Origin of the sequence: Pontibacter lucknowensis (genome assembly GCF_900156415.1) — a bacterium.
Classification (GTDB): Bacteria; Bacteroidota; Bacteroidia; order Cytophagales; family Hymenobacteraceae; genus Pontibacter; species Pontibacter lucknowensis.
In genome coordinates this window covers 455,857-468,353 of the sequence record NZ_FTNM01000001.1, presented here as the reverse complement: position 1 = coordinate 468,353, position 12,497 = coordinate 455,857, and the positions used below count along the sequence as shown (strand labels likewise).

The 12,497-nt window shown below is 53.2% G+C and carries 8 protein-coding genes; 4 read left to right on the top strand and 4 right to left on the bottom strand.

The annotated features are described in order from the left end of the window. Positions 1-232: 232 nt before the first annotated feature. The 3 genes from BW972_RS02000 (at position 233) to BW972_RS01990 (ending at position 6,065) form a co-directional block, all read left to right on the top strand. Positions 233-4,189 carry an AAA domain-containing protein gene (locus BW972_RS02000; protein WP_076420746.1) on the top strand — a complete coding sequence of 1,319 codons (3,957 nt, stop codon included), beginning with the start codon at positions 233-235 and terminating at the stop codon, positions 4,187-4,189. Positions 4,190-4,304: 115 nt separating this feature from the next. After that, positions 4,305-5,162 (top strand): hypothetical protein, encoded by an 858-nt coding sequence (locus BW972_RS01995; RefSeq protein WP_076420744.1) that lies wholly within the window; start codon positions 4,305-4,307, stop codon positions 5,160-5,162. 117 nt (positions 5,163-5,279) lie between these two features. Further along, on the top strand, positions 5,280-6,065 hold the full coding sequence (locus BW972_RS01990) for an SDR family oxidoreductase (protein WP_234986268.1): 786 nt from the start codon (positions 5,280-5,282) through the stop codon (positions 6,063-6,065). Positions 6,066-6,259: 194 nt separating this feature from the next. Here the strand turns inward: BW972_RS01990 and BW972_RS01985 are convergent, their stop codons facing one another. Next, complete coding sequence (locus tag BW972_RS01985) at positions 6,260-8,383, bottom strand: hypothetical protein (RefSeq protein ID WP_234986267.1); 2,124 nt, start codon at positions 8,381-8,383, stop codon at positions 6,260-6,262. 386 nt (positions 8,384-8,769) lie between these two features. On the opposite strand from BW972_RS01985, the gene BW972_RS01975 reads away from it, so the two are divergent. Then, on the top strand, positions 8,770-8,961 hold the full coding sequence (locus BW972_RS01975; protein WP_007654403.1) for a cold-shock protein: 192 nt from the start codon (positions 8,770-8,772) through the stop codon (positions 8,959-8,961). Positions 8,962-9,033: 72 nt separating this feature from the next. On the opposite strand, the gene BW972_RS01970 is transcribed toward BW972_RS01975, so the two are convergent. From BW972_RS01970 to ricT, 3 genes are all read right to left on the bottom strand, one after another. Next, positions 9,034-10,134: an endonuclease/exonuclease/phosphatase family protein gene (locus tag BW972_RS01970; protein ID WP_076420742.1), complete on the bottom strand. Its 1,101-nt coding sequence runs from the start codon at positions 10,132-10,134 to the stop codon at positions 9,034-9,036. Positions 10,135-10,330: 196 nt separating this feature from the next. Continuing rightward, complete coding sequence (locus BW972_RS01965) at positions 10,331-10,807, bottom strand: gliding motility lipoprotein GldH (protein WP_007654401.1); 477 nt, start codon at positions 10,805-10,807, stop codon at positions 10,331-10,333. Then, entirely contained in the window at positions 10,800-12,311 is a 1,512-nt protein-coding gene (gene ricT / locus BW972_RS01960; RefSeq protein WP_234986266.1) for a regulatory iron-sulfur-containing complex subunit RicT, read from the bottom strand. The genes BW972_RS01965 and ricT overlap by 8 nt, the downstream gene beginning before the upstream one ends. Positions 12,312-12,497 lie beyond the last annotated feature (186 nt).

Genomic DNA, 12,497 nt, shown 5'->3' with positions numbered 1-12,497 from the left:
TTTATTCCATACGGTTAAATATGCACAATAGGTTAAGCAGCGTAGGGTTTATGCAGTTTTCAGGTTAGGAGCTGCCTTGGCTATGATCCAGGTGAGGGTCGGTCGCTTTGTGTGGCATCAGGAATCGCTTCCAAGTCCACTAAATTCATGCTAACTTGCCGTAATGCTGCCGACTTGCCGTATAGCTACAGACTATTCTGCAATTCCATCCGTTTTCGGAGCAATACACTGTATGAAATCCATTCTTAAAAGCTATCGCCATCGTCTGCTCAACCTGAGTGCCGGAAACAGAGCCCTGTTGCTGCTGCGGCTTTCGCGTGAGCTGCACCTGGATATAAACGAACTGGATTTCATCAACAACAAACCCGCTTTCCATGTGCTGGAGAAGGTGATCAGTGGTAAAAGTGCCATGCTGGCCCCCTTTGCCGACAGTCGCTATGCCCCCGTGACGCCGGTGAGCCAACGCATGCGCTACATTCGCCGCAAGACTGACATGATCGAAGAAGAGCGTGGAAGCCGGGAGCTATACCTGGGCTGGCCTTTTGTGCATGGCAAATTCGCTGATGGCACCACCGTACGCTGCCCGCTGCTTTTTTTTCCGGTGCAGCTGCAGGTAAATGCCAGGCAGGAATGGGAGCTTGTACCTGATCCGTCGCAGCCGGCACAGTTCAACCAGAGCTTTGTGCTGGCCTACGCGCACTACATGGGCACCCCTTTGGCCGAACCTTTGCTGGAACTTGATCTGGGTACACTGCCCACGCACCCGCTGGAGTTTCGCACGCAGGTATACGAACTACTGAAGGAGAACCAGCTGACGGTGCATGCAGGCCGTGAGTTTTTTACTGATAAACTCAAGCCATTCCACGATTTCCGAAAGGCCGACTACGAAGCCGATCTGAAACCCGGTCAGCTATACCTGGAGCAGGAAGCTGTGCTGGGGCTATACCCGCAGGCTGCCTCTTATCTGTTAAGCGACTACGACGAACTGCTGCAGCGCGAGGGGTTACAGGAGATGGAAGACCTGTTCGCGGCACCCGATGCAGGTATAGGCCAGTCAGCCACTCAGGCGCAGCATACCTTTACAGCTTTTGCCATGGATGCCTCGCAGGAGGCCGCCTTGCAGCAAGTGAAGTTGGGGCGTTCGCTGGTGGTGCAGGGGCCTCCGGGTACGGGCAAATCGCAGCTGATTTGTAACCTTGTGTCAGACTTCACAGCCCGGGGCAAGCGGGTGCTGGTGGTGAGTCAGAAACGTGCCGCCCTCGATGTGGTGCACCAGCGTCTGTCATCAGCCGGTCTGGGGCCGTTTGCCGCTTTGGTGCATGATATCAACGCCGACCGCAAAAGCATCTACCAGCAACTGCTGCTGCAGATAGACCAGCTGGAAGAATACAAGAAGCAGAACCACGCCCTCAACAGCATCTATACCGACCGTACTTTCCTGGAAGTGAGTCGTGGCATCAACCAATGCCTGCAAAAGCTGGAGGCTTTCCGTGCCGCCCTGTTCGACAGCAGCCGCTGCGGCTGGTCACCCAAGGAGCTATACCTGCGCAGCAGCCTGCAGCAGCCTCACGTGCAGCTTCCGGAGGTGTTCAGGCAGTTTACAGCTGATACCATCCATGATTTCTTGCCCCGTCTGCGGGCTTGCCTGCAGCAGGGCATTGTGCTGGAGCAGCCTGGCTTCATCTGGAAAGAGCGCCACAGCATGCAGGGCTTTGGCTGGCCGCAGCGGCAGGAACTGGAGCGCACTATCGAGGCACTGCCTGAGCAATACCGCTCCCTGCGGCAAGGTATAAGCCAACTCAGCGGTTCTGACTTTGAACTGAGCAACCTGGAGCGCTACCGAAGCGCCTATGACACCCTGGACGAACTGCAGCACATGCTCGAGCAGGAAGGTGTGCCCGAAGTGCTGCAACCCCTTCTGCGCAAACAGGCCAAAGCATCAGAATTGAAAAAACTGGTGCGCCAGCTTAAAGGGCTATACCTGGTGTATCCCGCTCCGGACGCAGCCATACCTGTCGAGCAACTCACGCTGGTGAAGTCGGCCATCTCAGCTTATGAAGCGCAGCAGAAAGATTTCCTGAAAGGTATAGGCTGGTTTTTCTCACAGGATAAAAAAGTGCTGCATCAGGCATTAGGCAAATACAAGTTTGACCTGACGCCTAAGGGGGTAGGTGAACTGCAGCGGCGTATCGAACTGCGGGAGCAGGCACAGGAGCTGATCAAAGCCATCAATAAGAGCATTGGCTATACCTTGCGACTGGAAGACAACCCGACACCGATGCTGCAAAAACTGGAAGTAGCGGAGCAGGCCCTGGAGGCACACCAGTTGCTCAAGCAGCTGCATCGGGAGCGTGTGCTGCACGAAAAGATGTGGCTGGAGACAAACCTGTCAGGGCACTTGCAAGCCCTGGCACAGGCACTGCAGGTGTTTGAACAGCGCTACGGGCAGTGGGAGCAATGGCTCCCTAAAACACAGATAGAAAATCTGACAGAACAGGAAGGTTACAGCAAGCTGATGCTGGACACCCTGCAACAGTACTTCGAAAAAATAGTAGCCTACGACGAGCTGAACAGTACACTGACTTTAGCCGAACGAGAGGTATGCCGCCAGGTGCTGCACGAAGGTATAGCCACCGCACAAGACGGAGAAGTACTGTTCCTGAACAGTCTGTACCTGGCTTGGCTGCACGAGCTCGAAAGCCAGAAGCCTGAACTTCGTATGCCCGACAGTGGCGAGCTAGACCGTGTAGAAACAGAGCTGCAAAGCCTGCTGCAGCAAAAGCAGGATCTGAGTCAGGAGATCGTGCTGTCGCGGCTACGTGAGCAGACCTACCGGCACATGGAGTACAACCGGCTGGGCAATGCTGTGACTTATCGTCGGCTGCATGCACAGGTCAGCAAAAAGCGCAGCCTGTACCCGATCCGCAAACTGTTCGAACTGTTCAGTGAGGAGATTCTGAATCTGGCACCCTGCTGGCTGGCGTCACCCGAAACGGTATCGGCTGTTTTTCCGCTAGAGCGCTGCTTTGACCTGGTGATCTTTGACGAGGCCAGCCAATGCTTTGCTGAGACAGGTATACCGGCCATGCTGCGCGGGCAGCAGGTGGTAGTGGCTGGCGACGAACAGCAGTTGCGACCATCAGACCTGTACCGCTCACGTTGGGGCGGCAATGGTGACGAAGAGCCAGAAGAGCTGACGGCGGAGTCGCTTTTGCAGCTTTGTGGGCTATACCTGCCACAGACCATGCTCACCCAGCACTACCGCAGCCGCTTCCCCGAGCTGATCGATTTCTCGAACCGTCACTTCTACCGCAACCGCCTGGAGCTTATACCTGAGTTGCAGGATGTGAATGCTCGTCAGCCCGCTATCCAGTTTGTAAAAGTACAGGGCCTGTGGCAGCAAAACAGCAACCTGCCAGAAGCTGAGAAAGTGGTAGAGCAGGTGCTTCAGCTGCTGCAGAACGGTGCACATGATATAGGTGTGATCACCTTCAACTACAATCAGCAGATGCTGGTGCAGGACTTGCTGGAGCAAAAGACCCAGTTGCAAGGTATAGCCTTGCCACCAACTGTAACGGTGAAGAACATTGAGAACATGCAAGGGGATGAGAAGGAGGTTGTGATCTTATCGGTGGGGTATGCACCGGATGCCAAAGGCCGTATGGTAATGCAGTTCGGTAGCCTGAACCAGGCCGGTGGCGAAAACCGGCTGAATGTGGCGATCACCCGTGCCCGGCAAATGGTGATCGTGGTGAGCAGTATCCGGAGTGAGCAGTTGCTGGTGGACAATTCGCAGCACGCGGGCCCAAAACTGCTTCGCGACTACCTGCACTATGCCCAGCAAGTCAGCCGTCGCTACTTCAAGTACGAGCCGCAGGTACTGCCTATGCCGGCACAGGTACCGATGCTAAAAGAGCAGCTGGCGCAACTGGTGCCTGCTTTGCAAGCCGCCATGCCTTTTGCTGACCTGACCACCGTGGAGGAAGGCAACTATAGCAGCGTCGTACTGACCGATGATGACCTGTACTTCAACAACCTTTCCGTACGTCATGCCCACGCCGACATCCCCAGGCTACTGCAGCAAAGACACTGGCCCTTCCAGCGCGTGTACAGCCGCCAGTTCTGGGCAAATAAAGATGCGCTAGTGAGAAAGCTGAAGGGATTGGGAGTTGGGGAGATAAGGAGTTAGAGAGTTATCATGTAGCGACACTACACTGTAATATCATGCTGGGATGCCAGGCGGAACATCCCGTCCGAATCATTCACCCAGCCATCAACAATTTAGCAATTTACCTATCCCATAAATGCTCATCAAACTTTTCACCCTGTATGTATACCTGCAAACGGCTTTGTGCGGCTGCGGAGCGGACAGGCGTAACAGCGACTTTGAGCGATTGCGGAAAGATTACAAGGTGAAGGTGCAGCGAATCGGTCGCTTAGATAGCCGCATAAAAGAGAGCTCAGGGTTTGCACATGCATCAGACAGCACCCTCTGGACGCACCCTGACAGTGGTTCTCCGGCTGAGCTATACCTGTTTAACCTAAAAGGGGAGCTGCTGCGAACGGTGCCATTGCCACTTCCTAACCGGGACTGGGAGGAACTGGCGCAGGACCGGAAGGGAAACTTGTATATCGGTGACTTTGGCAACAATGCCAATGCCCGCCGCGATCTGCGAGTGTTCAGGGTGCAGCAGGAGGGAATGGCCGTGCAGGACACTATTTATTTCATCTTTGCTGATCAGCAGGAATTTCCCCCGCCTACACAGCAGCGCCACTTCGATCTGGAGGCCTTCTTTTATCGTGCTGACAGTTTACACCTTTTCACCAAGAGCCGCGCCCGCAAAGGCATCACCCATCGCTATACCCTGCCCGCTTTGGGCGGCACCTATACCCTGGAGCCACAGGAAAAAATTCGTGTCAGTTCTGCGATCACGGCTGCTGACAGCGCTCCGAATGGAAAAGATTTTGCCTTGCTCGGGTATGGACGGCTATACCTGTTTGAACCCCAAGATGAGCAGGTACAATTTGCGGGCAAGCGCTACTGCCTGCCACTAGGCCGCACAGGTCAGGCCGAGGCCTTGCTATACCTGTCGCCTACCGAGTTGCTCATTAGCAACGAAAATGGAAAGCTATACCTCGTCAGCTTTGAGCCGAAGCACTGATTTTCATCATCCCCTTTAACCTATCACCAACATGATCAGTTTATAAGTAAAGCTGTATAATGACACGGCAGAAGGCCTTGGCACGTATAGCTAACATACCCCTTAACAGATAAGACTATGCGACAAACGATATTGGTAACTGGCGCTACAGGTACAGTAGGCCGTGAAGTTATAAAACAACTGGCCATGCAGGATGTGAAGGTACGGGCAGGTGTGCACTCCGTTATCAAAGGCGAAAACCTGAAGCGGTTGCCAGGTGTGGAGATTGTGGAGATCGACTTCCGGGACCCGAATTCCCTGCACGCAGCTTTTACGCATGTAGATGGGCTCGTGCTCATCACGCCACTTTCTGAAGACCAGTTGGAGATGGCTCGTAACCTAGTAGAAGAGGCCAAGCGGCAGGATGTAAAACATATTGTAAAACTTTCAGCTCTGGGAGCCGGAGCTGAACCGGGTATACAGCTTGGCCGCTGGCACCGTGAGATGGAAACTTATGTAGAGGAGAGTGGCATCCCCTATACAATACTTCGGCCAGCTGGCTTTATGCAAAACCTGGTGAACTACAGTGCTGATTCAATAAAAGGGGAAGGTAAATTTTACATGCCAGTAGGGGAGGGAAAGGTCAGCTACATCGATACCCGCGACATAGCGGCGGTAGTTGTAGAGGTGCTGCTGTCAGAAGAACACATGGGAAAGGTATACGAACTCACCGGACCAGAGGCACTTTCGCATCATGAAATGGCTACCTTGCTGGGCGAGGCAACAGGTAAGAAGGTAGACTTTGTGGATGTGCCGGAAGAAGCAGCCCGCGAAGCCATTAAGTCGCATCGTACACCTGCCTCATTACCGATGCTTTGCTGGAGCTATACGCAGCCTATAAGGCGGGTAAATCAGCTAAGGTAAGCAACACAGTACAGGAAATTACAGGTCGGCCTCCTCACAGCTTCCGTCAGTTCGCACAGGATTACCAGGAGTGCTTTTGATGGAACTGGTATAAAGTAGTCTGCATAATCCAGCATGTATGGAGCTGGAGTACGACAAAAAAAGAGCGCCTTCCCTGACTCAGGGAAGGCGCTCTTGCTTTAGCTTATTGCTGGTTAGTCCAGGTCACGGTAGCGGTCGCTTCTTCTTGTTTCGAAGCCGCTGTCGTCGCCGTAGCCGGAACGTCCGCGCTGTGAGTAATCCTGGTCACCCATGCCGCTGCGATAGTTTTCGCGGGAAGATGAACCCTGGTTATCGCTGTAGTAGGACGTGCCGCTGTCCATAGAACCATAACGGCTCTGATTGCCGCCGCGTCCGCCCTGGCCATAACCACCTTCACGGTAACCACTCTGGCCATAGCCACTCATACCGCCGCCTCTGGAAGAGCCGCCCATAGAGCCACCACCGCCAGACGAACTGCCGTAGCCGCCGCTGCTCATACCTGAGCCCATGCCGCTTCGCGAGCTGCCATAGCCGCCCTGCGAAGAAGAGCCATAACCGCCTTGTGAGCCGCCGCGTCCGCTCATAGAGCCGTAATCGGCACCTTGTGAACCGTAGCGGGAAGAGCCGCCGTAACCGCCTTGCGATCCAGAGTTGTCGTCATAAGAACGACCGCTTCTGCTGCGGTCCTGAGATGAACGATACTCGTCATTATAGGAGCCGCCACGAGATCCGTAGCCGCCTTGTGATCCATAACCACCCTGCATAGAGCTTTGGGAGTCGTACCCTCTCTGCGAACCATAGTCATCTCTGTCATACTCACTCATGCCTCTGGAAGAGCCGTAACCCATAGAACCATGTCGGTCGCGATCACCGTAGCCGCCACCCTGGGAGCCACCCATAGAGCCGCCGCCTCTGGACGAGCCGCCATAGCCGCCGCTCATGCCTGAGCCCATGCTGCCGCTGGAGCCGTAACCGCCTTGTGAGCTGCCGTAACCGCCCTGAGAGCCACCGCGGCTGCTCATAGAACCGTAATCTCCTTGAGATGAAGAACTGTAGCCGCTGCTGTCGCCGTAACCGCGCTGCATGCCGCTACCCTGAGACGAACCATAGTTGCCCTGTGAGCCACGCTGACCGTAGTCACCCTGGCCGTAACCTTGCTGGTAACTGCCCTGGCTGCCATAGCCGCCGTGCATATTTGTTCTGGATGATCCGGAGCCTGTCATGCTGGAACCGTAGCCTTCCTGGCCACTCATGCTACCACCATAGCCGCTCTGAGATGAGCCGCCGTAACCACCTTGAGATGAGCCACCATAGCTACTGCCCTGGTTGCTGCTGCGATAGCCACCGCCCTGCTCATATCCACCTCGGCCGCTGTCGTAGCTGCCATAGCCACCCTGGTTAGAGCCGCTGCCCTGCATACCGAAAGAGCCTTGTGAACCACCGAAGCTCTGGCCACCGATGTTATCACCTTCTCTGTCCTGCATGCCACCTTGCATACCTCCTCTCGATGCACCAAAATCCTGGTCCTGGTAGCGGGCGCGATTGCCTTCCATACCACCTTGGTTGCCATAGTTGAAGCCACCTTGTGAACCCCAGTCAGACTGAGAGGAAGAGCCGTAGCCACCGCTCATGCCGCCGCCGCCGGAACCACCACGGTTCATAGAACCATAGCCGCTGCTGTCGCCGTAGCCGCGCTGCATGCCACCGCCTTGCTGTGATGAGCCGTAGTCGCCCTGATAGCCGTAGCCACTCTGGCCGCCATAGCCGCCACTGTGCTGCGAGCCATAGCCATAGCCACCTTGTGAGCCGTAGCCCTGCTGGTCGCCGGAGCTCTGACCTCCCTGCTGCGAACCATAGCCGCCCATGCCGCCTTGCTGACCACCCATGCTGCCTGAGCCCTGGTTGCTTTGCTGCGAACCACTCAGACTGCCATAGTTCTGGTCGCTGCTACCCATAGATGAGCTACTGCCCATTGAGCTGCTGCTACCTGAGTCGCTGCTTTTGCCGCTTTTAGAAGTAGAAGATTTAGCTGATTTAGAATCGGAAGACTTGGCAGAAGTTTTAGAGCCTGACTTGGCTTTGGTGCCTGATGCTGTCTTGCTTTCAGAAGAGGACGACTTGCTGCTGCTGCTCTTGGAAGTAGGATTAGAGCCTGAAGAGGATGATGCGCTTGTGCCGGAACTTCCTTGGTTTGATGATCCCATATTGGAGCCGCTTTGGCTGGAGCTACCCGATGACATGCCACTCGACATGCTTCCAGACTGGCTGGATGATTGATTTTTTTCGTTTTCTTTCATAGTTCTGATCTCCTCAGTTTATAGTTATAGATTAATTTGGAATGGTAAAAACCCATTAGTACATCTCATTGCCACAGCCTGGCACCAGGTGTCAGGGAAGTGGCAATTCGCTTGTTCAGTGTGAAGCAAAAAAATGGTAATTAGACCTTTTTACTTAGTGTAACTGAACGTTTTAGCTATACGAACCTCGTGTAGGAGGGTTATTGGGCATGATAGCAGAGAGTATCCGAAAAGACTCACCGCATGCACATGCGCCGATGGGGCATGTGGGACCAGGAAGATCAGCTATGTTTCTGATTCAGATTGGCTTATTATATTTTTCTGAATTTGGTTATTTATAAGAACTTATTTTTTACCTTTGCTTCCATTATTAACAATTATTTATCATGCAAACAGGTAAAGTAAAATTCTACAACGTATCGAAAGGCTTCGGATTCATCATTGCTGACGATACAAACCAAGACATCTTCGTTCACCAGACTGGTCTTGTTCACGAAATCCGTGAGAACGACCGTGTTTCTTTCGAAGTGAAAGATGGCAAAAAAGGATTGAATGCAATTAACGTAGAGCGTATCTAAGTTAAAGATCATATAGCCCTTTAGGCAGGGCATTCATCTATTTTGACCCGCTCAGTTTACTGAGCGGGTTTTTTATTTTATCCCGTTTTCGGCTTCTTTTTCCTCGCTGCGCTCCTCACCTTTTTCCAGGCCTTCCTGTATCAATTCGTTAGCCTCTTCATGGTCTTCGGCATCTGCTTTGGGAGGCTGCTGTTCCTCTTCATGTTTCGGTTCATAGTTTAGCGTGATCAGAATGGGGAAGTGATCGGAGCCGAACTTTGGCAGGCGCTCCATATGCACGAGCCGGAACGAGGGATCATAAAAGACATGGTCCAGGGGGTAGCGGAATAGTGGTACGTAAGCATTGTACGTGTTATAAAAGCCACGGCCGACCCGGGGGTCCAGCATGCCGCTGATCTGCTTGAACAGCTTGGTGGTGCTTGACCAGGCCACATCATTCAGATCACCGGCTACAATAGAAGGACGCGGTGATTTCTTAACAGCCTTGGCAGCAATCAGGAGTTCTGCTTCCCGGGTATCGGTGTTTTGCATAAGCCGCGGCGGCTGAGGATGCACCGTGTATAAGTCGAACTTCAGACCGCTCGGCAGTTCCACGACTGTATAGAAAGAAGGAATATCGTCTTCCACCATGAAGCGGATCTCACTATCCAGCAGCTTGAACTTGCTGTAGAGCAGCATGCCGTAGGTATTCTCCAGTGGCTTTTTGATCGCATAGGGGAATCGCTTGTCTAACTCAGGCTGAAGGTGTTCATGCCAGGCGTGGTTCGGTTCGTTGATCAGCACAATGTCAGGGTCGGTCCGCAGTACGAGCTGCAAGAACTGCTCATACTTTTTATTGGTCATGCGCACATTCGAAATCATCAGGCTAATAGTGTTGGCGGGCTTTTGCACTTCCGTGCGCAGTGCTTCTCTGGGAGCGAGTGGCGTAAAGTAATAGACAAAGCGCATCTCGTTGATAATAGCCAGGCCCCATAGCACGAGCATAGCAGTCTCACCGGCGCTACCTGTCACACCATACAGTGCGATGTAGCCCACTAGCACACCTGTCAGCAGTATGGCCACGTGAAAGCGCGGAAAATCAAGCACTCTAATCCACCACAAGGGGGACTTAATGAGCGGCAGAAAAGAAAATAGCGTCAGAACGAATCCGGCTATTTGGAGGGTGAGCTTCATATAAGTGCAAGCTAATAGGGGTGGTACAGTAAGATATACTGCATACTTTCAACTGTAATGTTTTGTTGTAAGTACCTTCGGTTTCTTACTAGGATATAAAGTAATCGCTGTAAAGTATAGGGAGCTAACCGGTGCAAAAGAAAAGGGCCGAAGCTATAAATTAGCCTCGGCCCTTTTACAGAAAACATACCTGTTTCTAATTGGCAACTTCTTCTACACGCACGCCCACTGCCAGTATGTTAGGAAGCGGATCACGACGCATGTATTGCGTCAGCTGCAGGCGGTAGGTACCTACCTGTGGGAAGGCAACCTCCTTTAGCACAAGTGACTGCATATCGTAGATGTCGCTCGAACCTTTTCCTTCAGGTTTGCCTGTTTTGGCATCCATCAGATGCAGCTCGTGCAGCGCTGCCGATACCTCACTGCTATCAGGCGCCGTCAGGCGGTGCTGTAGGTATAGGTTATAGTAGTCATAAGCCAGTGAGTAGCGCACATTAAAGTACACGTTATACCTTTTGGTCGTGTCATTAATGGCAAACTCGAAAACCGGCGCATTGTCCACTGTCCAGTTTTTATCAGGCAGTTCTATATTCTGCTCATATACCCGTGAGGGGTCGCAAGCTGTCAGTAGAAAGGTGATTGCTACTGCCAGCATTAGCATGATGTTACGCATCAGACGAAGGTGTTTTTGGTTGGTTTGGTTTTGGACCACGGTTTGGTCTGCGTGATTTCTGACGTCTGGGCTGCTGTGATGCGCCATCGCCCTGAGGCGGCTGGCCATCCGGTCTGCCTTCGCCACGCGGTTGTCTGGGCTCTCCACCATCCCGGGCGGCTTTGGGCTCACGAGGCTGCTTTTCGTCTCCTCTTGGCTGTCTTTCCTCCCTGTTTTCACGTCCTTCGCGATTGCCACGGTTGCGTGGCGGGCGCTGCTTTTTAGGCCGCTGTCCCTGTTCAGATGGCTGTGCTTCGGTGACTCCTGTTTGAGGAGCTGTAGTAGCTTTAGCCTGCTGGTCAGCCACCTTGGCCTCACGTGGACCTCTGTCACGGCCACGGCCTTCACGAGGGCCTTTGCCTTCGCGCTGTCCTTTATCCTCACGTGGGGTACGCTGCTCTTTAGGTTCACGTGCGTCACCCTGATTACGTGGCTGGCCTTGTTTGACCTCTGCACCTTCAGCGGCAGGTTTTTTCTTCTTTTTCTTCTTTTTCTTATTCTTAAACTTATCGTCGAGTCGCTCAAGGCTGCCTTCTACTTGGGCCACAAACTCATTCTGCTTCGGCTCGTTTACAGGCTCCTCTACCAGCATTTCAGGCACTATACCCTGGCTGTTCATCTTCAGTATTTCCTGCACACGCTCCACCGGTACCGGGTACCAATTGTTGTCGCCTCTGTAGCCAAACCACATCATCTTTTTGAAGATATCGGTTTTCTGCAGCATGGCATCGCCTTGCTTGGTCTGCAACGGACGCGATACGGTAGGTATATCCTTAAGCGCCGCCATGTACGTTTCCAGCTCGTAGTTGAGGCAGCACTTCAGGCGCCCGCACTGACCAGAGAGCTTGCTTGGGTTGAGCGAAAGGTTCTGGTAACGGGCCGCTGTGGTGGATACACTTTTGAAATCGGTAAGCCAGGTCGAGCAGCACAATTCGCGTCCGCATGAGCCTATACCTCCCAGGCGGCCTGCCTCGTGACGCAGACTGATCTGGCGCATCTCGATGCGCACCTTAAATTCCTCAGCCAGCTTCTTGATCAGGTCACGGAAGTCAACGCGGTCATCGGCAGAGTAGTAGAACGTCGCTTTAGAGCGGTCGGCCTGATACTCCACATCCGAAAGCTTCATCTTGAGGCCTGTCTGCTGGATGATCTCGCGGGAGCGGTACATAGTGGCTGCCTCCTGCTCCTGCACTTCGCGTAGCTTTTCCAGGTCGCGCTCATTGGCAATGCGGTAGATAGTACGGATTTCCTCGTTGTTATCTACCTTCTTTTTGAGCATCTGCAGGCGCACAAGTTCACCTTTCAGCGACACAGTGCCGATGTGATGCCCGTTGGGCACGTCTACTACTACCGGGTCTCCGGTTGTCAGGTCGAGTCTGTTTATATTGCGGAAGAAATCTTTGCGTCCTCCCTTGAATCTTATTTCTACGATGTCGAACTCCTCAAACGCGGTTGGAATTTCCATATCGCTGAGCCAGTCGAACACATTTAAACGGTTGCAGCCTCCAGTGCTACAGCCGCCGTTGCTTTTGCAGCCACCCGGTTTTTCGCTGGTGCCGCATCCGCCACTAGAACATGAACTACATCCCACTATTTATATCTCCTATATAGCCGTGAGGCTTCTTGTTTTCTTATTGTCTGAATTAACAAA

What these genes read in the sequence shown, in the direction of transcription:
- ricT (WP_234986266.1), bottom strand. Translation starts at nt 12,311, where the DNA reads ATGGAAATTCCAACCGCGTTTGAGGAGTTCGACATCGTAGAAATAAGA.
- BW972_RS01965 (WP_007654401.1), bottom strand. Translation starts at nt 10,807, where the DNA reads ATGCGTAACATCATGCTAATGCTGGCAGTAGCAATCACCTTTCTACTG.
- BW972_RS01975 (WP_007654403.1), top strand. Translation starts at nt 8,770, where the DNA reads ATGCAAACAGGTAAAGTAAAATTCTACAACGTATCGAAAGGCTTCGGA.
- BW972_RS01990 (WP_234986268.1), top strand. Translation starts at nt 5,280, where the DNA reads ATGCGACAAACGATATTGGTAACTGGCGCTACAGGTACAGTAGGCCGT.
- BW972_RS01995 (WP_076420744.1), top strand. Translation starts at nt 4,305, where the DNA reads ATGCTCATCAAACTTTTCACCCTGTATGTATACCTGCAAACGGCTTTG.
- BW972_RS02000 (WP_076420746.1), top strand. Translation starts at nt 233, where the DNA reads ATGAAATCCATTCTTAAAAGCTATCGCCATCGTCTGCTCAACCTGAGT.
- BW972_RS01970 (WP_076420742.1), bottom strand. Translation starts at nt 10,134, where the DNA reads ATGAAGCTCACCCTCCAAATAGCCGGATTCGTTCTGACGCTATTTTCT.
- BW972_RS01985 (WP_234986267.1), bottom strand. Translation starts at nt 8,383, where the DNA reads ATGAAAGAAAACGAAAAAAATCAATCATCCAGCCAGTCTGGAAGCATG.